21 protein-coding genes are annotated in these 19,102 nt (G+C 52.7%); 15 read left to right on the forward strand and 6 right to left on the reverse strand.

Annotated elements, in window-relative coordinates; translation table 11 throughout:
• Positions 1 to 18 precede the first annotated feature (18 nt).
• Positions 19 to 744 carry an osmolarity response regulator transcription factor OmpR gene (ompR, locus tag ACT53D_RS13785; RefSeq protein ID WP_313987169.1) on the reverse strand — a complete coding sequence of 242 codons (726 nt, stop codon included), beginning with the start codon at positions 742 to 744 and terminating at the stop codon, positions 19 to 21.
• A gap of 429 nt (positions 745 to 1,173) precedes the next feature.
• Here ompR and ACT53D_RS13790 point away from each other — a divergent pair, with 429 nt between their 5' ends.
• Together ACT53D_RS13790 and ACT53D_RS13795 are read left to right on the forward strand one after the other, a co-directional pair.
• On the forward strand, positions 1,174 to 1,782 hold the full coding sequence (locus ACT53D_RS13790; RefSeq protein WP_275356748.1) for an EF-hand domain-containing protein: 609 nt from the start codon (positions 1,174 to 1,176) through the stop codon (positions 1,780 to 1,782).
• A gap of 114 nt (positions 1,783 to 1,896) precedes the next feature.
• Positions 1,897 to 3,090, forward strand: coding sequence for a GNAT family N-acetyltransferase (locus ACT53D_RS13795; protein WP_476156730.1), 1,194 nt, complete (start codon positions 1,897 to 1,899; stop codon positions 3,088 to 3,090).
• Positions 3,091 to 3,095: 5 nt separating this feature from the next.
• On the opposite strand, the gene ACT53D_RS13800 is transcribed toward ACT53D_RS13795, so the two are convergent.
• Positions 3,096 to 3,788, reverse strand: coding sequence for an SDR family oxidoreductase (locus tag ACT53D_RS13800; RefSeq protein WP_476156732.1), 693 nt, complete (start codon positions 3,786 to 3,788; stop codon positions 3,096 to 3,098).
• A gap of 107 nt (positions 3,789 to 3,895) precedes the next feature.
• Here ACT53D_RS13800 and ACT53D_RS13805 point away from each other — a divergent pair, with 107 nt between their 5' ends.
• The 5 genes from ACT53D_RS13805 to ACT53D_RS13825 all read left to right on the forward strand — a co-directional run bounded on the left by ACT53D_RS13805 (position 3,896) and on the right by ACT53D_RS13825 (position 8,851).
• Positions 3,896 to 4,987 (forward strand): TIGR03790 family protein, encoded by a 1,092-nt coding sequence (locus ACT53D_RS13805; protein WP_476156734.1) that lies wholly within the window; start codon positions 3,896 to 3,898, stop codon positions 4,985 to 4,987.
• A gap of 98 nt (positions 4,988 to 5,085) precedes the next feature.
• Complete coding sequence (phoR, locus tag ACT53D_RS13810) at positions 5,086 to 6,384, forward strand: phosphate regulon sensor histidine kinase PhoR (protein WP_194749463.1); 1,299 nt, start codon at positions 5,086 to 5,088, stop codon at positions 6,382 to 6,384.
• Entirely contained in the window at positions 6,381 to 7,124 is a 744-nt protein-coding gene (locus tag ACT53D_RS13815; protein WP_228518929.1) for a hypothetical protein, read from the forward strand. Before phoR ends, ACT53D_RS13815 begins: the two co-directional genes overlap by 4 nt.
• A gap of 11 nt (positions 7,125 to 7,135) precedes the next feature.
• Complete coding sequence (locus ACT53D_RS13820) at positions 7,136 to 8,290, forward strand: cupin domain-containing protein (protein WP_476156736.1); 1,155 nt, start codon at positions 7,136 to 7,138, stop codon at positions 8,288 to 8,290.
• A 270-nt stretch (positions 8,291 to 8,560) separates the two neighbouring features.
• A complete protein-coding gene (locus ACT53D_RS13825; RefSeq protein ID WP_275356753.1) occupies positions 8,561 to 8,851 on the forward strand; it encodes a hypothetical protein in 291 nt (96 codons plus the stop codon).
• On the opposite strand, the gene tpiA is transcribed toward ACT53D_RS13825, so the two are convergent.
• Positions 8,840 to 9,622, reverse strand: coding sequence for a triose-phosphate isomerase (gene tpiA, locus ACT53D_RS13830; RefSeq protein ID WP_194749466.1), 783 nt, complete (start codon positions 9,620 to 9,622; stop codon positions 8,840 to 8,842). The two genes, ACT53D_RS13825 and tpiA, sit on opposite strands and share 12 nt — an antisense overlap.
• Positions 9,623 to 9,686: 64 nt before the next feature.
• Between tpiA and ybeY the strand changes: the two genes are divergently transcribed.
• From ybeY to ACT53D_RS13850, 4 genes are read left to right on the forward strand one after another with little or no spacing between them, the layout of a single operon-like run.
• A complete protein-coding gene (ybeY, locus tag ACT53D_RS13835) occupies positions 9,687 to 10,121 on the forward strand; it encodes an rRNA maturation RNase YbeY (RefSeq protein ID WP_338656718.1) in 435 nt (144 codons plus the stop codon).
• Between the two features lie 37 nt (positions 10,122 to 10,158).
• Positions 10,159 to 10,956, forward strand: a complete 798-nt coding sequence (locus ACT53D_RS13840) for a segregation and condensation protein A (RefSeq protein WP_194749468.1) — start codon at positions 10,159 to 10,161, stop codon at positions 10,954 to 10,956.
• Between the two features lie 28 nt (positions 10,957 to 10,984).
• Positions 10,985 to 11,506: an SMC-Scp complex subunit ScpB gene (gene scpB / locus ACT53D_RS13845; RefSeq protein WP_228518940.1), complete on the forward strand. Its 522-nt coding sequence runs from the start codon at positions 10,985 to 10,987 to the stop codon at positions 11,504 to 11,506.
• A 7-nt stretch (positions 11,507 to 11,513) separates the two neighbouring features.
• Positions 11,514 to 11,861 carry a winged helix-turn-helix domain-containing protein gene (locus ACT53D_RS13850; RefSeq protein WP_476145030.1) on the forward strand — a complete coding sequence of 116 codons (348 nt, stop codon included), beginning with the start codon at positions 11,514 to 11,516 and terminating at the stop codon, positions 11,859 to 11,861.
• A 518-nt stretch (positions 11,862 to 12,379) separates the two neighbouring features.
• On the opposite strand, the gene ACT53D_RS13855 is transcribed toward ACT53D_RS13850, so the two are convergent.
• From ACT53D_RS13855 to nadB, 3 genes are read right to left on the reverse strand one after another with little or no spacing between them, the layout of a single operon-like run.
• Entirely contained in the window at positions 12,380 to 12,859 is a 480-nt protein-coding gene (locus ACT53D_RS13855) for an FKBP-type peptidyl-prolyl cis-trans isomerase (protein ID WP_194749471.1), read from the reverse strand.
• Positions 12,860 to 12,919: 60 nt separating this feature from the next.
• Positions 12,920 to 13,417: a thermonuclease family protein gene (locus ACT53D_RS13860; RefSeq protein ID WP_476156739.1), complete on the reverse strand. Its 498-nt coding sequence runs from the start codon at positions 13,415 to 13,417 to the stop codon at positions 12,920 to 12,922.
• Between the two features lie 3 nt (positions 13,418 to 13,420).
• A complete protein-coding gene (gene nadB, locus ACT53D_RS13865) occupies positions 13,421 to 15,031 on the reverse strand; it encodes an L-aspartate oxidase (protein ID WP_476156741.1) in 1,611 nt (536 codons plus the stop codon).
• 209 nt (positions 15,032 to 15,240) lie between these two features.
• Here nadB and rpoE point away from each other — a divergent pair, with 209 nt between their 5' ends.
• From rpoE to ACT53D_RS13885, 4 genes are all read left to right on the forward strand, one after another.
• A complete protein-coding gene (rpoE, locus tag ACT53D_RS13870; protein ID WP_194749473.1) occupies positions 15,241 to 15,870 on the forward strand; it encodes an RNA polymerase sigma factor RpoE in 630 nt (209 codons plus the stop codon).
• 99 nt (positions 15,871 to 15,969) lie between these two features.
• Positions 15,970 to 16,434, forward strand: coding sequence for a sigma-E factor negative regulatory protein (locus ACT53D_RS13875; RefSeq protein ID WP_476156743.1), 465 nt, complete (start codon positions 15,970 to 15,972; stop codon positions 16,432 to 16,434).
• A 37-nt stretch (positions 16,435 to 16,471) separates the two neighbouring features.
• On the forward strand, positions 16,472 to 17,425 hold the full coding sequence (locus ACT53D_RS13880) for a MucB/RseB C-terminal domain-containing protein (RefSeq protein ID WP_313987216.1): 954 nt from the start codon (positions 16,472 to 16,474) through the stop codon (positions 17,423 to 17,425).
• Between the two features lie 239 nt (positions 17,426 to 17,664).
• Positions 17,665 to 19,086 carry a DegQ family serine endoprotease gene (locus ACT53D_RS13885; RefSeq protein ID WP_379073713.1) on the forward strand — a complete coding sequence of 474 codons (1,422 nt, stop codon included), beginning with the start codon at positions 17,665 to 17,667 and terminating at the stop codon, positions 19,084 to 19,086.
• Positions 19,087 to 19,102 lie beyond the last annotated feature (16 nt).

The raw sequence follows: 19,102 nt of genomic DNA on the forward strand, positions 1-19,102 counted from the left end.
GATTAAAGCTTGGCCGGATTATTGTGGTGCTTCACCATCTGGAATAAAGACATAGCCAAAGCCCCACATGGTTTGCAGGTAGCGAGGATGTGCCGGATCAGGCTCGATAATGCGGCGCAGGCGAGAGACCTGCACGTCTATGCTGCGATCAAATACATCCAGCTCGCGGCCACGCGCCAGTTGCATGAGTCGGTCACGTGACAGTGGTTGGCGTGGGTGTTCGGTGAAGACTTTCAGCAAGGTGAATTCACCACTGGTAATCGTAATGGGCACGCCGTTTTTACTTAGGCTGCGGGTGCTGGTATCAAACACAAACTCGCCAAATTGGAACGCGGCGGATTTTTCTTCAACTGCCTGTTTTGGCGAAATCTCGTGACGGCGAAGGACCGCATTGATTCTGGCCAGCAGTTCACGCGGGTTAAAGGGTTTGGGCAAGTAGTCATCCGCCCCCATTTCCAGGCCGACAATGCGGTCCACTTCATCGCCGCGTGCAGTCAGCATGATGATGGGGGTCATGTGGTTGGCTCCACGCAGTCGGCGGCAAATGGCGAGGCCATCTTCGCCCGGCAGCATCAGGTCCAGAATCAGCAGGTCGAAATGTTCATTGGCCAGCGTTTTGTCCATCTCCTTACCATCTGATACGGACTTGATATTAAAACCTTGTTCAGTCAGGTAGCGCTGTAACAGCTCGCGCATACGTAAATCATCATCGACCATCAAGATTTTTTTTAACTGTTCTGACATACGGACCTTTGTTATTTGAAGCAAGTGTTTGCTTAACGCATTTTATTGCGATCAGGATGACCGCAGGAAGATAAATACGGCAAGGCCAAAAACTTATCCTTGATAATTATACTCCAAGCATTGGAGCGCATGAAGTGTGCCAGTTACAACTTCGTTACAAATGGCGTTGGGGATGAAATATTGCAGTTACAATCCTGATGCATGATTGCCTTCTGCTATCGGCAGGGGCATCCGAAAACGCTATTTTTTGTTAAATTTGTTGCCGCTAAAGTTGCAATTGCGTTAATGTGATCGACCTGATTTTAAAATCGGTCCCTCGTTTGCCATGAGATTCATGCTTGAGAGCACCCAATAATAGCTTAAACACAAGTGCTTTCGATGGAACAGGAATAAAGGTATTGCGTTTGGATGTGTAGAGCGATTAAACATTTGAAACGAATTGTATTGCTGACAACCTCCATGTTGCTGGCATTCCCTGCTTTGGCTGATCTTAAATTGCCAGTCCGATTGACAGAGATCCGTCTGGCTGACAATGATGATACCGGCCTTTCCAAAACGCTAGAGCACAACTTTAGCCCAGAAGACCGTGCACGTTTGCGCAAGGCCCTTTCTGATTACGCCCGTAACACCGATCCCGACCATCAGTTGATGTTGCAAAAGCGCAAGGCCATGCATGACAGCATCGCACAACGGTTCAATGAGTGTAACCGCGACAATGACGACTCGCTAGACCGCGAAGAAGCGACGCTGTGTTTGCCACAAGTGGCCCGCCATTTTTCCTATGTTGATCTTGATGGCAATGGCGTGATCACGCTAGACGAACTTGAAACCGCCTATGCCAAAATGGTGGAGCGTCAACGTGAAGCCGAAGCCAGAACCGAGGCAAAAATCGAGAACCAGCAAAATATCGTCAGCGACTCAGAGCCTGATGCCAAGTCCAGAAACAAATCCAAAGCAAGCTCGGCAGTGATTCCTGCCAATAGCCCTGTCAATTCAAGTGGTAAAGACGTTTCGGTCATACGCAAGCGTCCTAGTTAATTTCCTTTGTCTCAACATGCACATGCCATTCAGCGTTTCGGCGTGTCAAACAAGCAGATTGCCTTCATTATTTTTGCTGTTTAGTGGCTTTGTCGCTGACTCTGGACCTGCTTGATGCTGCCCTCGCAATTATCCTTTGTCTGGTCCCGTGGCTTGCAGGAGATCGCACCTGCCGACTGGCAGCGCCTGGCAGGCACGCACCCCATGCTCGACTACCAGTTTTTGCTGGCGTTTGAGGCCACCGCTTGTGTCGGTGCGCAGACGGGCTGGATGCCCTATCATTTAACTGCGTTTGACCAGGGGCAGTTGGTGGCAGCCATGCCTTGTTATCTCAAAACGCACTCTTACGGCGAGTATGTCTTTGACTGGTCATGGGCCGAGGCCTATGAGCAAGCGGGTGGGCAGTATTACCCCAAGCTGATCTCCGCCATTCCTTTCTCACCCGTCACTGGCCCACGCCTGCTGATAAACCCGGCCTGTGACGCGCCTGCGTTGATTGCCGAGACCATGCTCAAGCAGCTGCAGGCTTTTTGTCAGGAACATGCTCTGTCCGGTGCGCATCTGTTGTTTCCCGATGCCATGTCGGCTGACTTTTGTGAACAGCAGCGGTGGCTAAGGCGTGAGGGCGTGCAGTTCCGCTGGGAAAATGCGGGATATGCCGACTGGGACGCTTTTATGGCCGTATTGAGCCGGGACAAGCGCAAAAAAATCCGGCAAGAACGGCAAAAAGTTGCGCAACAGGGCGTGACCTGCCGCGTGGTGAGTGGTCATGACATGACTGCGCAAGATTTGGCCTTGTTTTATCAATGCTATTGCCAGACGTATCTCCGCCACCATAGTTCACCTTATCTGACCCTGGCATTTTTCGAGCATTTGCAGCGCTACCTGCCCGGGCATTTGCAGTTATTTATTGCTTCGCAGCATGGCGAGGATGTGGCGGCCAGTCTGTGTGTGCTGGGTGAAGCGACGCTATATGGCCGTTACTGGGGGAGTTTGCGCGATATTTCTTGTCTGCATTTCGAGTTGTGCTATTACCAGCCGCAGCAATTCTGTATCCGCGAGCAGATCCGCTATTTTGAAGGCGGTGCACAAGGCGAGCATAAGCTTGCCCGTGGCTTTGTCGCTTACCCCACCTGTTCTTACCACTGGCTCAGCCATCCCGATTTTCACCAGAGTGTGGCGCGCTTTCTGCGCCGCGAGGCCGAGGGCATGCAGCAATATGTCAATGAGCTAGAGGAGCGCAGTCCATACAAAAACATGCCGGATATCAATGACACTGGACTGCCGCATATCCCTTTATCGACGTGATTGCGTTACCAGGGAATCGGTTTGCCATCATAGGCGATAAACTGGCCCGATTGTGCAGGGGTTAAACTGGCAATCACCTGGCGCAGGCCTTGCACGCTGGTTTCGGTATCAATCAGGCCGTTTGGACCGCCCATGTCTGTGCGCACCCAGCCCGGATGCAGTGCAGCAACGACAATGTTAAAGCCGCGCAAATCGATAGACAGGCTTTTGACAACCATATTCAGCGCAGTTTTGCTGCTGCGGTAGATATATTCACCGCCACTGCCATTGTCTTCTATGCTGCCCATTTTGCTGGTCATGGCGATCAGCTTTGCCTGCGGAGCGCGTCGCAGCTGCGGCAAGAAAGCCTCTGCAAGATAGTAAGTGCTCAGCGTGTTGACCTGAAAAGCCTGTAACCAGGCTTGCACGTCGGTCTGGCCAAAGCTGCTCTCAGGATAGGTGCCCGCATTGCTGATCAGAATGTCCAGCGTCAGTGCTGACAGCTGGCTTGCCAGCGCCCGGATTGAATCGACATCGGCCACATCCAGCGCAAGCAGCTGCAGGTTGCTATGTTGACTGGCCAGTTGTTGTAACGCGGGAGCCTGGGCGGGATCGCGTACCGTGACGTAGACCTGCTGGCCGCTTTCGGCATATTGCCTGGCATACTCGAGGCCGAGGCCGCGATTGCCGCCAGTGATTAAGATGGTTTGTGTATTCATGCTGTGAACCTAGCCTTCATGCAGTGGTTTAATTTAAGTTATGATGTCATTCTACGCGGGTTGAAATGACAGGCGTAGTATCTTTGCAATCGCAATGGAGTGTTGAGTTGAAGGCAGTAAAGCAGTGGCTGATCAGTCAGTGGGGGGCAGTGGGTATCTGCCTGCTTTTTATGGTGAGCAGTGTTGCTGGCGCGGTAGACCTCAGCAAGCAAATCCCGTTGCGGCCCTCATTATTAAAGCCGGAAGATGTGGCAGTGGTGTATAACCTCAATGACGCGCAAAGCGAAGAGGTCGCCCGTTACTACCTGCAAGCTAGGCAAGTCCCTGCGGAAAATCTGATCGGGGTGGAATTGCCCCGCCATTTTAAAGATGCGCTGACGGTTCCCGAGTTTGAGTCACTCAAAGCCCAGTTGGATGCCAAGTTGACCACGCAGCAAGTGGTCTTGCTGGTCTGGCGCACCCCGTTTGCCGTGCAATGTAACAGCCTTACCAGTGCGCTGACGCTCGGGCTGGATCTCAATCAATGCCGCAAGACCTGTGACCCCGGCCGCGACAGCCCATACTTTAACAGCGCCTCATTGCGGCCATGGGCGGATCACCATTTGCGTTTGTCCATGTTGTTGCCCATCACCAGTGTGGCTGCGGCCAAGGCACTCATAGACCGTGGCGTCATGAGTGAATTCAGTTTAAATGACGCGAATGGGTTTTTTCTAAAAACCCAGGATGCGGCACGCTCCAAGCCACGTGAACCTTTTTTCCCGCAAGAGGGCATGACGGTCAAATCCAAAAAACTGACCTTGCATACCTTGAGTCAGGAGACGATAGAAAAACAGCCCTCAGTCATGTTTTATTTCACCGGGCAAAAATCGGTCGATTATCTGCTTACCAACAGTTATTTGCCCGGCGCCATTGCCGATCATTTGACCTCGACCGGTGGCATTTTGTCTAATTACAATCCGCAAATGCCCGCCTCGCGCTGGCTGGATGCGGGGGTTACCGGCAGTTATGGCACTGTGTCTGAGCCTTGTAATTATTGGCAAAAATTCCCCAACCCGCAGGTGTTAATTGGCCATTATCTGGCCGGTGAAACCCTGATTGAGGCCTACTGGAAAAGCGTGAAATGGCCGATGCAGGGCGTGTTTATTGGCGAGCCGCTGGCCAAACCCTACGCCAAAAGCGTCCAGGTGGTGGATGAGTGAGCGATGGTCATCGCGCCTGCGCTTACGTCATTTTCCTGTCATTGTGCCTGCATCGTTGTGTCGTATAATCGCTGCCATCTATCCGGTGAGATTGGCTTGTGCAAGATATTCGTTTAAAAGCGTTTTGGACTTTGTTTCTGTGGGCATTTGGTTGCTTGCTCCTTGGCTGGTTCACAAATGCGCATCTGGCGTGGTTGACTTATTTATGTGGTGTGCTGGCCTATCTGGCCGGACATTTATACTGGATACACCGTCTGTACCAGTGGGCCCTTAAGCCCAGCCTGAATTTCATCCCCAACGGCAAAGGTATCTGGGAAGACATTTTTGCCAATCTCTATCATGAAATGCGCCGCCATTCGCGTAGCCAGAGCCAGTTAAGCAGTACCTTGGAGCGCTTGCGTCATGCTACCAGTGCTTTGCCGGATGGCGTGGTCGTGCTCAATAATCGTAATGAAATCGAATGGTTTAATGAGCCTGCCGTACAACGCCTGGGTCTCAAGCGCCACCATGACGAAAGTCAGCCGATTTATTATTTATTACGCCAGGCCGAGTTCGTGGAATACCTGCAAGCCGAAGAGTACAGCGAACCACTCAAGCTTAAATCCTGGCGCAGTCCCGATATCACGCTGGAGTTGCAGATTATTCCGTTTGCTAGCAAGCAGCGACTGCTGATTTGCCGAGATGTATCCGCCATTGAGAAAACCGAAGTCATGCGCCGCGATTTCATCGCCAACGTGTCACATGAGTTGCGTACACCGCTCACCGTGATTGGTGGCTTTCTGGAAACCATCAGTGACATGCAGGGGGAGATTTCTCCCGATATCCAGCCTTATTTTGACATGATGCAGGCGCAAACGACGCGCATGCGCCGCATTATCGAGGACTTGCTGACCTTGTCACGCCTGGAGAATAATGTCACGCTCAAGGATGAAACCGAGATTGACATGAAGGCCATGCTGCAGCAGTTGCATCGCGATGCCCAGGCATTGAGCCAGGGGCAGCATCAGGTCACCTTGCATATGGAGGCGAACGTTAACCTGACGGGCAGTTATAATGAGCTCATGAGTGCCATGAGCAACCTGACCACCAATGCTGTACGCTATACCCCGCCACAAGGCAAGATTGATATTTATTGGCAAATGCGGGGGGAGGACGTGGTGTTCAGCGTCCAAGATAATGGCATCGGTATTGAAGCGCACCATTTACCCAGACTGACCGAGCGTTTTTATCGTGTGGACAGCGGCCGGAGCCGCGACACAGGCGGCACAGGTTTGGGCTTGTCTATCGTCAAACATATTCTGCATCATCATCAGGCCAGCTTGCAGGTGGAGAGTGAGCCTGGGCTGGGGAGCTGTTTCCGTATCGTGTTTCCTGCGCAAAGGATCTTGCCTGCATGAGTTGCATCGGCTGCAGTGGCCTGATGTTGCTATTGCTGCTGGTCGCCTGTACGACCTCCCCTCATTCAGGTTATGTCGATTCGCCGAATGGACGTCCGGTGCCAGTGCGGCAAGACCGGAATGCCTTGCATCAACTGGTGAAAACCGATCTGGATCGCCTGGCGGATATTGAATATGCCGAAAACGTCAGCACCTTGCGCTTGCTGATGCTCAAACTGTATAAACGCAACCCGGCTGAAGCGCAGAAATCTGGCTTGGGCGGGCCCGAACAGATCGCCACCTATGTGTTTGAGCAGGCTCACGTGCATGGCTGGCAACTGGAGGCGCTTGGGCATGCGCAAGACACCGCTGCGATCAAGCTGGCATTAAACCCGCAATTTGGCGGAGATCGGGTACTGGCACTTGTGGTGGGTATCCAGTCCATGCTTTACCGCGCGCATGGCAGCAAGGCGTCTTTTTTCTTGCTGGATAGCATAGATCCGCAAAACCTATACAATGCCGCCAGAAATATTGAAATCGCCATGTGGAAACTGGCGAATGCCAAAAATGCCCAGGGCGAACTGTTGTTGCTGACCAATAGCCTGACAGGTGAAGTACAGAATCTGAGCTTTGAGCGCGAGTTTAGCAAGCTGGTTGCCCGCACAGATTTGCTGGCCTTGACCTTGGCCGAGAAGTCGCAGCGCTTGATCTCGCGGCTGACACAAAGCATCACGACCGCCCCTTTTCTTCCTTTTAGATAATCTTCATCATCATGCATCAAGCCCTGACCCTACTGAACGGATTAAGCCCTGCGCAATTCATGGCAGACTACTGGCAAAAGAAACCATTATTAATCCGGGGTGCTATCCCTGGTTTTGAGGGATTACTGACGCCAAGCGAGCTGGCGGGGCTGGCCTGTGAGGCTGAGGTGCCGGCCAGACTGATACAGTTTGATTCTGAGCGCATGAATCAGGGAGATGGCTGGCAGGTCAGGCAAGGCCCGTTTGATGACGAAGACTTTACCAGTTTGCCTGCGCGCGACTGGACCCTGCTGGTGCAGGGGGTGAATCATGTGCTGCCAGAGGCGCAAGCCTTGCTGTCGCAGTTTAGCTTTGTCCCCAACGCCAGACTCGATGATGTCATGGTCAGTTATGCGCCGACTGGTGGTGGCGTCGGGCCACATATCGACAGCTATGATGTCTTCTTGCTGCAGGGCGCGGGGCACCGCCGCTGGCGTATCAGCCAGCAAACGGATTTAAGATTGATTGCCGATGCACCCTTGCGCATTTTGTCGCACTTTGAATGCGAGCAGGAGTGGGTGCTGGCGCCGGGCGACATGCTCTATCTGCCGCCCAATGTCGCGCATTGGGGCATTGCAGAAGATGATGATTGCATGACCTACTCCATCGGCTTCCGGGCGCCCGCCGCGCGTGAACTGGCCATTGAGTTTCTTGAGGCCTGCCGCCAGGAGATGCTGCCTGACGAACTGTATCGCGACCCTGAGTTGCAACCCGTTCAAGATGCCGCAGCGATTGACCAGCAGATGGTCAGTCAAGTGGCTGGCATGTTGCGCCGCTTGCCCTGGGAGACCGAGCAACTGGGACCGTTTCTGGCAAAGTATTTTTCAGAGCCCAAAGCGTATGTTGTGTTTTCGCCCAACCGCAAACTGAGTGCAGAGAAGTTTTTGCAACGCGCCCAGCAATCTGGACTGGTGATGGACTTGCAGACGCAGATGTTGCATTGGCAAGGCCAGTATTTTATCAATGGCGAGCGCGTGAGTGTGTCAGCGGAGGCGGGGCCTTTGCTCAATACATTCGCTAACCAGCGGCTGTTGACGGCCGCAGACTGCCAAACAGCAGCCATTCATCCCTTGTTGCCCTGGTTGCAGGGGATTTACCTGTCTGGATACGTGCATTTTTCTGATTGAGCCGGTTAATTTTGCATTGATTGCAAAGGATTTGGCGGATTTTTTGTGAAAAAAACACAGAGTTGTTGTTCTGACACAAAAAAATCCTTTCTTTTTCACTGGTTTTTCGTTCTTTTTTTAATCAATTGCTGATACAATTTTTTCACTCGGTTGATTCTGCACCCGCAGCGTTACCCGTACATAATTTTTTGCTCATACATACTAAGGAAATAAAGATGACACGTTCTGCATTGTTGGCTGCATTGTTGGCTTTGGCTTTGACTGCTTGTGGTGAAAAACCAGCTGAAGAAGCACCTGCTGCTGAAGCGCCTGCTGCTGAAGCCCCAGCTGCTGAAGCTCCTGCTGCTGAAGCTCCTGCTGAAGCTGCACCAGCCGAAGCTGCTCCTGCTGAAGCTGCACCTGCTGAAGCTGCTCCTGCTGAAGAAGCTAAGTAATCCAGACATCCGTAATCTGGTTTTACTTGGATGTAGAAAAGCCGACGAAAGTCGGCTTTTTTATTGGCTGCGCGCTGAGCACCTCAACCACTCAGGGGCGGGACGGTACGTGTTTTCAGGCAGCTGACTTGAGGGAGGATAACTCGTTGGCAATCTGGCAGATTTGAATAAAGTCTTCGACGATCAGCGATGCACCGCCGATCAGCCCGCCATCGACATCTGGCATGCTCATTAATTGCGCAGCATTACCGGGATTGACGCTGCCACCATAGAGCAAGGTTATCTGTTCTGCAACCTGTTCATCCAGTAGCCCAATGTGGCCGCGGATGAAAGACAAAATTGCTTGGGCATGTTGCGGACTGGCGGCTTTACCCGTGCCGATGGCCCAGATCGGCTCATAGGCAATGACGCCTTTGGCGAGCGCTTGGATGCCTACATGTGAAATGACGGGGTTCAACTGCCTCACTACCACGAGATCGGTTTCGCCCAGTTCGTATTCTTCCAGGGTTTCGCCTATACACAGGATGGGCGTCAGCCCAGCCTTGAGGGCTGCTTCAAAACGCTCTCCGCAGCTTTCATCACTTTCGTGCCCACGTAAGCGGCGTTCAGAGTGGCCGATAATGACGTAGGTGCAGCCAAACTCCTTGAGCATGAGCGGCGAGACGGAGCCTGTGTAGGCACCACGCTCAAAGCGGCTCATGTTTTGTCCGCCCCAGGCCACATGGCTGTGTTGCAGTAATTGTTGCGCCTGCTGCAAATAGGGATGTGGCGGGCACACCGCATAGCGCGCCCGGTGATGGCGCGTCTCTTGCAACACACTTTGCATAAAGCGGGCATTGTCTGGCAGGTTGCCGTTCATTTTGCGGTTGGCAACCACCAGCTTGGGGCGATTTGTCATCACACCATTTCCTTTGAGGGTTTTCTTTCTATAATGTCGGATATTGTACATAAAACTTGATGCTATGCCTCAACTCGATTTTTCATTGCAAGTGGCGACACCTGCGGCAGATGTGCCCAGCGTGTCGCAATTCAAGCGCTGGATCCGCGCCAGCTTGCGCGTAGATACCAGCCTGACGATCCGTATTGTCGATGCTGAAGAAGGCCAGCAACTGAATGCGAATTACCGCGGCAAGGATTACGCGACCAATGTGCTGACCTTCCCGTTGGCAGAGGAGCCCTGCCTGATGGGCGACATTGTGATCTGCGCGCCGGTGATTAGCAGAGAGGCCGCTGAGCAGGGCAAGTCCGTGCTGGCGCATTATGCGCACATGACGGTGCATGGCGTCCTGCACATGCATGGCTACGATCATGAGGTTGAGGCGCAGGCGGCGCTGATGGAGGCGCTGGAGATCGGCATCCTGCAAAAGCTGGGCTTCCCCAACCCTTATGCAGAATAAGCTTTAAGCGCCGGCGACAAGTCGCTACAATCCCTGCATGGAGCTTTCCGTCAACAGCACTCAGATCAGAATCAATGGCGAGCCGCTCTCGGCTTTGCCGCAAGATTTGTATATTCCGCCGGATGCGCTGGAAGTGTATCTGGAGACCTTTGAGGGGCCGCTGGATTTGCTGCTGTACCTCATCCGCAAGCACAATCTGGATATTCTCGACATCCCCATGGCTGAGCTGACCACGCAGTACATGGGCTATGTGGAAAAAATGAAAGCGGTGAATCTGGAGTTGGCTGCCGACTACTTGCTCATGTCAGCCATGCTGATTGAGATCAAGTCACGCATGCTGTTGCCCAAGCCGCAAGAGCTGGAGGAGGAAGACGACCCGCGCGCTGAGTTGGTCAAACGGCTGATGGAGTATGAGGCGATCAAGCAGGCTGCACAGCGGCTGGATGCCTTGCCCAAAGTCGGCGTAGACATTGAGGTGGCTGCGGCGTATTACGAGCGGCTGTCACTGGTCAAGCCGCCTGAAGTCAGTCTGGATGATCTGGTAGAGGCGTGGCGCAATGTGCTCAAGCGTGCCAGGCTCAATCAGCACCATAAACTGGGGCGGGCGGAACTCTCTGTACGCGAGCATATGAGTCTGTTGTTGCGGCGCTTGTCGGCAACGCCGGTATTGCGGTTTGACGAGCTGTTCGATGTGGGGACTGAGGGCGTGCCCAAGCTGGTGGTGAATTTCCTGGCCATGCTGGAGCTGGCCAAAGAAGGCTTGATTCTGATCACGCAGCAGGAGGCTTTTGGTACCATTTACCTGCAAGCCAATACCACTGGCCGGGAGACTTGACGTGCATACTCCGGAAAACATTACCGAGATGAAACAAGTGCTGGAGGCTGCCTTGCTCACCTCGCCGCAGCCGCTGTCTCTGGACGATTTGCTCAAATTGTTTGCCGGACGCATGGAGCGTGCGACATTGCGCATGTTGCTCGATGAACTCAAGGCCGACTGGTCGGATAAAACGCTGGATCTGGTACAAGTGGCCAGCGGCTACCGCTTTCAGGCCAAAGCTCAATACAGCGAATACCTGGCGCGTCTGAATCCTGAGCGGCAGCCAAAATACTCACGCGCAGTGATGGAAACACTGGCGATTATTGCCTATCGTCAACCGGTGACGCGGGGCGATATCGAGCAGATCCGCGGCGTGGCGGTTAACCCGAATGTGATTCGGCAATTGCAGGAGCGTGACTGGATCGATGTGGTCGGCCAGCGTGAAGTGCCTGGACGCCCGTCGCTGTATGCCACGACCAAACATTTTCTTGATGATTTGAACTTGCGTTCGCTGGCCGAGTTGCCGCCTTTTGAAACCTTTGTGCAAACAGATATTCAGTCAGAGTAGTTTACCTATGTCCGCCTCACTGCTTAAAATCAGGATCAGCCATCAAGGCCAGATCGCGCTAGGTCCAGGCAAAATTGAGTTGTTGCAGCACATTGTGCAACACGGTTCCATTTCAGCCGCTGCCAAGCAAATGCGCATGTCTTATCGCCGGGCATGGGAGCTTGTTGATTTGATGAATCATTGTTTTGACGAAGCGGTCGTCCTCAGTGCCGCTGGAGGCGCACACGGCGGCGGTGCACAGGTCACGGCGTTCGGTTTGGCGCTGATCCAGGCCTATGAGCACATCCTGCAAAAGTCTGCGCAAGCGGCGGCGGATGAGTTGGGCTTTATCACCCAGCACCTGCAAAAAAACTGATTTTTTCAAAAAAACCGTATTTTTAAGTTCCATAACATTCATTTGAATATAACGATGACAGCATCACAGCCTTGCTTTATCGCGTGCCATCAATCAGGCGCGCATGATTAAGATTTGGGATGCGGCACACTCTACAGGAATAAAGTGCTATGGCTGGTCGCCGGTCTCATCCGCTTGATGACACATGTATTGCTCAGCAGGGCTGAAGAAAAAAACGCATGATATTCGCGGCAGCCAGCCTGACGGATGCCATGAAGCAGTTTCCAGACAATAATAGCCAGCAAAGCGGTATGCGAGTGATGACGGTGTAGGGGGGCCAAACAGCTGGAACTCGCGCGATATCCTGCTCGTTCCGGTTGGAATTTATGTCAAACAGTCGCTGACCGGCTTGGGCTGGTGGGATAAGCTTAAAAATCGCCTGGGCTGAATTAGCAGAGATTGCCGATGAAGTGATGGTGCTGGCGCAGGGTCAGTTGCGCCAGCCAGAAGCGATAGGCCAGCTTGCGCTGGCGGGTTGATTAGTGGTGATGACCTCCGGCACCATGCACATGCTGGTGCTCGATTTCTTCTTGATTGGCTGAGCGTACGCTGGCAATCGTTGCCGTGAACAGCAGACGCTGGCCGGCCCAGGGATGGTTGCCATCGACCACGACTTTACCATCTGCAATATCGGTGATGGTGTAAAGGATCACGTCGCCGGTTTCGTCTTCGCCTTCAAACTGCATGCCGACTTTAAGGTCTTTGCTCGGAAAGGCGCTGGCCGGTTCAATTTGCACCAGATTGTCGTCGTACTCACCAAAGGCATCTTCAGGGTCCAGACTTACTTCTACCTTGTCGCCGACATTTTTGCCATGCATGGCTTCTTCTACTTTGGGGAAAATATTGTCATAGCCGCCGTGCAGGTAGGCCACCGGCTCCTGGCTTTCTTCCAGAATGTCGCCATCGCTATTTTGCAGTTTATAGGTCATGGAGACCACGGTGTTCATTGCTACTTGCATGTGTTGAATCCTAAAGTTCGCTGTTAAAACAATATTCTAAAGGATATTGTGGCGACAGTGTCAGTCTTGGTGACGATAATGTTGACCGTATAATTTTCGCCATTGCCAGGGTGGCATCGCCTCGCTTGATTGCCACAAACCCAAGCCTTGTTGTTGTGCCTGCTGTTGCAAGGCCTGCAAGGCGGTGCGTGTTGAGTAGCGCGCATTAAACCAAGCCATCCCTTGCGCCACCTGAAACTGGCTGGCCTCTGTGCCATCGCAGTAGAGGTGGCCCAGTTGCCTGCCATATTGATCTTGGCCTTGGGTGTTGACCGTAATCTTTGCACCGGCACACAGTTGGCTCAAGCTACGGCGGGATTGCTTGCCAAATGCTTGGTGCAGCTCAGGCGCATCAATGTCCAGCAAACGCAAGCGATAATGGCTGCCTTGCGCCTGTATCAATACCGTGTCGCCATCAATGATTTTTTCAAGTTCTGGGGCGGCAATACTGCTATTGCAGAGCATGAGCCACAGGCAGGGGGCCAGCCATCTGCACAACACACGAACGCGAGTGGCCATACGCTAATCAAGCAAGCTGGTATAGTTGTCCGGGGTGAGGACGGTAGGAATGGCTTCGGGCAACAGGTCTGGGTAGTCTTTGCTGTAATGCAAGCCACGGCTTTCATGGCGTTCGATGGCGCTGCGGACAATCAATTCCGCCACCTGTAACAGGTTACGTAGTTCGATGAGGTCGTGACTGACTTTAAAGTTACTGTAAAACTCATGTACTTCATCGCGCAGCATATGGATGCGATGCAGTGCGCGGCTCAGGCGTTTGGTGGTCCGCACAATCCCTACGTAGTTCCACATGAACCGGCGCAACTCGTCCCAGGTGTGGGTGATCAGTACTTCTTCATCGGCGTCGGTAACGCGGCTTTCGTCCCAGTCCGGCAAGGAAATGGTCGGTTGCTGACCCTGTGACCGGATATCTTCGGCGCAGCTGCGACTGAAGGCCAGACACTCCAGCAAGGAGTTGCTGGCCAGGCGGTTGGCGCCGTGCAGGCCGGTGCAGGCGGTCTCGCCAATGGCATACAGGCAGTCAATATCGGTGCGGCCATGGATGTCGGTCATGACGCCGCCACAGGTGTAATGCGCTGCAGGCACCACGGGAATCGGTTGCTTGCTGATATCAATGCCCAATTGCAGGCAGCGCTGGTAAATATTCGGGAAGTGGGACTGGATGAAATCCAGTGGTTTATGGCTGATGTCCAGGTAAACGCAATCCAGTCCGCGCTTTTTCATCTCGAAGTCGATGACGCGCGCAACTACATCGCGCGGGGCCAGTTCCGCACGCTCGTCATGCCAAGGCATAAAGCGGGTGCCATCAGGCAATAATAGCAAGCCGCCTTCGCCACGCAGCACTTCTGAAATCAAAAATGATTTGGCGTGCGGGTGATAGAGGCAAGTAGGGTGAAACTGCACAAACTCCAGGTTAGCCACGCGGCAACCCGCACGCCAGGCCATGGCAATACCGTCGCCGGTGCTGATGTCAGGGTTGGTGGTATACAAATAGACTTTACCCGCGCCCCCTGTGGCCGTCACTGTGTATTGGGCAGACAGTGTGATTACTTTGCCGGTCTGGTTGTTCAGCACATAGGCCCCCAGGCAACGGTTGGGGCCATCATTCTCGGTTTGCTTGAACAGTTTGTGTGTGGTGATCAGGTCCACCGCAATATGGTGTTCCAGAATGGTAATGTTGGGGTGGGCACGTACGCGATCGGTCAGCGTAGTTTGCACCGCCTGGCCCGTGGCATCGGCCACGTGGACGACGCGCCGGTGGCTGTGCCCCCCCTCGCGGGTGAGATGCAGGCGGTCATCTTGAGCTTCACGCGTAAAATTCACGCCTTGCTGCAATAACCAGTCTATGCTGTCGCGGCCACTGGTCACCACCATGCGGGTGACTTCGCTGTCGCACAGGCCCGCGCCAGCGTCCAGCGTGTCTTTGATATGCGCCTCTACCGAATCTTCGCTATTGAGTACCGCCGCTATGCCGCCCTGTGCCCAGTTGCTGGCACTCATGGTCAGTTCGCGTTTGCTCAAGATACATACCCGGTATTGATCGGCCAGTCGTAAGGCCAGCGATTGGCCAGCCAGGCCACTACCAATAATCAAGACATCAAACACTTTATTCATAAACGGGCGTGGTCAACGGAACTTTTGAAGAGGGCGGTCAGTCGTACTAGTGTTCGCATTGCGTGTTGCAACTGCAAACAATACTAAGGGATGAGACGATGTTACACACAGCAAATTTAGAGGCGTTAACGCGCACTGGGTTCGTCGAAAATAACACAAAAGCGTATACTACTCCCAATCATAAAATTACCCAAGGGAGTCATCGCGATATGACTGTTCAGGCGGCGAGCGCCAAACAGCAAGAGAATAAAGAGTTTGACCAGATGCTGGTTGAACGCGCTCAACAAGGCGATAAACGCGCCTTTGGATTGCTGGTGGAAAAATACCATCGCAAGTTGGGCCGCTTGCTGTCGCGTATGATCCGCGATCAGGCAGAAGTGGAAGATGTGGTGCAGGAGTCTTTTATCAAGGCTTATCGTGCGCTGCACAGTTTCCGTGGGGACAGTGCGTTTTATACCTGGCTGTACCGGATTGGCATTAACACGGCCAAGAATTATCTGGTGTCCATGGGGCGCAAGCCGCAGGTGATGCAGGATGTCGAAATTGAGGATGTCGAGAATTTCGATGAAGGTGAAGACATGCGTACGATGGAGACGCCTGAAACATCCCTGATGACCAAGGAAATTGCGCAAACCGTGAATGATGCGATTGCTGCGTTGCCAGATGAGTTGCGCACTGCGATCACCTTGCGTGAGCTAGAGGGTTTGAGTTACGAGGACATTGCCAGCGTCATGCAGTGCCCGATTGGCACAGTGCGATCCCGTATTTTCCGTGCCCGTGAGACCATTGCCGCCAAATTGAGGCCGTTGTTGGATACGCCACACAATAAGCGCTGGTAGTGGCATGATTTGTTATAAAAATTTGATTGGGTGTGTAGGTGTTATGACAAATTTTTTGTTAAATGCTAACATAAAAACATTGATTGATTTGGGGTTATTATGAAGCAGCAATTATCTGCCTTGGTCGACGGTGAGGTCGATGTTGAACGCTGTGAACATATATTCTTGGCGGCCAAATCTTCTGGCGAGGTCGCACAAGCCTGGTGCGAGTATCACGTGATCCGTGACGTCATGCGCGATGAGCTGTGGATGCAGTCAGACATGACCAGCCGCATTATGACCGCACTTGAAGATGAACCGACACTATTGGCGCCGCAAGCCATCGCCAATGCCGACAAAGTGACGCGTATCCGCCCTCGTTTTGACAAGTACACCTGGTCTATTGCCGCGTCTGTGGCTGCTGCCTTTTTTGTTGGCATGTTTGTGCTTAATCAACCTGAGGCGCCTGCCCCTGCGCAGATTGCCGACAATGATACCGAGCAATATGTATTGGCTCATCATAATTATGCGCCGAGTAGTGTGACTTATTACACGCATAATGTTGCCTATACGGCTGGCGAATAAAATTTCTTTCACTCATCATTTGGTTGTTGCTACTGCTATGTTTTGGCGGATTGTTGCTTCGATTTCATGCCTGTTCATGGTGCAGCAGGCGGCCTTTGCTGAAGAAGATTTATGGTCAACCATGCAGAAAACCGCCTCTGCTGCCAGAGAGCTCAATTATCAGGGGCTGTTTGTCTATCACAATGGCTCCATGATCCGTTCGGTGCAAATCACCCACATTTATGAAGGCGGCCGCGAATTCACACGCAATGTGGTGCTGGATGGCCGCCCGCGTGAAGTATTCAGTGAAGGCGATGATATTGTCATTTTTAATGCTAAAAATGACAAGGTCGTGATTGAGAAGCGCCGAGGCCAAAATTTGTTTCCGGCCATGCTGCCCACACAGCTGTATCCCCTCAAGCAAAATTACAAGCTCAAGTTTGTCGGACAGGAACGCATTGCCGGGCGTCTGGCACAGGTCATCGACATGGTGCCGAATGACAATCTTCGTTACCAGTACCGCATCTGGTCTGATACTGAATATGGCTTGTTGCTCAAAATGAGCATGATGGATATGCAAGGGCATACCTTGGAGCAAATTGGGTTTAACCAGGTGTCTATGCTGCATACCAAAGATCTGGATTGGTTTCAGCCCAAGATTGATGCGACCAAGCCTTATGTGATGGATGACACCACCGAGCTTACGCATGTAGAAGACAATCTGGTGGTGCCGAATTTGCCGACGGGCTATAAAAAGGTTGACCAGATCAGTTTAAAAGTGCCCGGCAGGACTGCTCCTGTGCAGCAATGGATTTTTTCTGATGGATTGGCTTCGGTGTCACTGTTTGTCGAGCCGATGGTCAAAGGCATGCAGCCCCGAGTCGGTAAGAAAAATATGGGCTCTACCAATGTGTACGCCCATGTCCTCAATGGCTACCAGCTGGTGGTGGTGGGGGAAGTTCCGGCGCAAACCGTGGAACAGATTGCGCAGCAAGTGACCTTCAAAAAGTAATGGCTGCCTGTCTGTTTGTGCTTGCCTTGGTCCCGCCTCCTTGAAATCATGCCGCAATATTTCATTGCTATCCTCTTCAATTCGCTGTTATGGTGTGTTTTGGCGCGTCTCAGTTGGCGCTTGTATTTCTCAGCAATGGCACCATTTACATGCAATAGCAAACGCATGCTGGTCAGGAATGGTCGGCATGTACAATCAACAACTTAATTTTTAATAATCATTAAATGATAGGAATAATCATGATGAGACGATGGATGTCTGGCCTCATGTTCGCGTGTGCCATCACATTGACCCAACCAATCTTGCATGCCCAGGCAAAGGACTTGCCTGATTTTACCGAACTGGCGGAAAAACAAGGTCCGGCAGTAGTGAATATCAGCATTACTTCGGTGGTGCACGGCGGCGGTACCATCGGTTTTCCAGGCATGCCCAACGATGAGAACTTGCAAGAATTTTTGCGCCGCTTCGGCATTCCAGGCATGCCCGGGATGCCAGGTCAGGAAGGTGGGCAGGATTATAAAACCCAGTCACTGGGCTCGGGCTTCATCCTGAGTAGCGATGGGTATATTTTAACCAACGCGCATGTGGTGAACGAGGCCGATGAAGTGCTGGTGAAGCTGTATGACAAGCGTGAATTCAAAGCCAAAATTATTGGTGCTGACAAGCGCACCGATGTGGCCTTGATTAAGATCGAGGCGACCGGCTTGCCCAAGGTGACTGTAGGGGACCCGAATGCGTTGAAAGTTGGGGAATGGGTGGCAGCGATTGGTTCGCCATTTGGTCTCGAAAACACGATGACGGCCGGTATTGTCAGTGCCAAGGGTCGCGCCTTACCGCAAGAAAACTATGTCCCGTTTATTCAAACCGATGTCGCCATTAACCCGGGTAACTCAGGTGGGCCGTTGTTTAACTTGCGCGGTGAAGTGGTCGGCATCAACTCGCAAATCTACAGCAAGAATGGCGGTTCCATGGGCTTGTCATTCAGTATTCCGATTGATGTTGCCATTGATATTTCCAACCAGCTCAAGGCCAATGGCCGCATTTCACGCGGCTGGCTCGGGATTGGCATTCAGGAAGTGACCAAAGACCTGGCTGAGTCATTTGGCCTCAAGCAAACCAGCGGTGCCTTGATTGCAGGCGTCGAGAAAAACAGCCCGGCTGACAAAGGTGGGCTAGAAGCCGGTGACATTATTCTCAAGTTTGACGGCAAGCCGATTACGACATCGAGTGATTTGCCTCGTGTGGTGGCAGCCACCAAACCGGGTAAAGTGGTGCCGGTAGAAATCCTGCGTAAAGGTGCCAGCAAAACCTTGCAACTGGGCGTTGGTGAAATGCCGAGCGAGCAACCTGAAGCTGCCGCAACCAGCAAAGAACCCACTAAGGCCGAGTCCAACAAGATAGGCTTGACCCTGCGTGAATTGACGCCACAGCAAAAGAAAAAGCTCAACGGCAAGAATGGCCTGCTTGTGATTGAAAGTGTGGGCGCGGCTGCACAGGCCGGGATCCGTCGCGGTGATGTCATTCTCGGTTTGAATAACAATGAAAGCCAGAGCGTGGATGCCTTTAACAAACAGATCAATGCGGTTGCCAGTGGCAAAACGATTGCTGTGCTGGTGCAGCGTGGAGATAGCACGCTGTATGTGCCGATTAAAGTAAAATAAGGCACGGCTGCTTGCA

It is taken from the genome of Methylophilus sp. DMC16, from assembly GCF_056314045.1.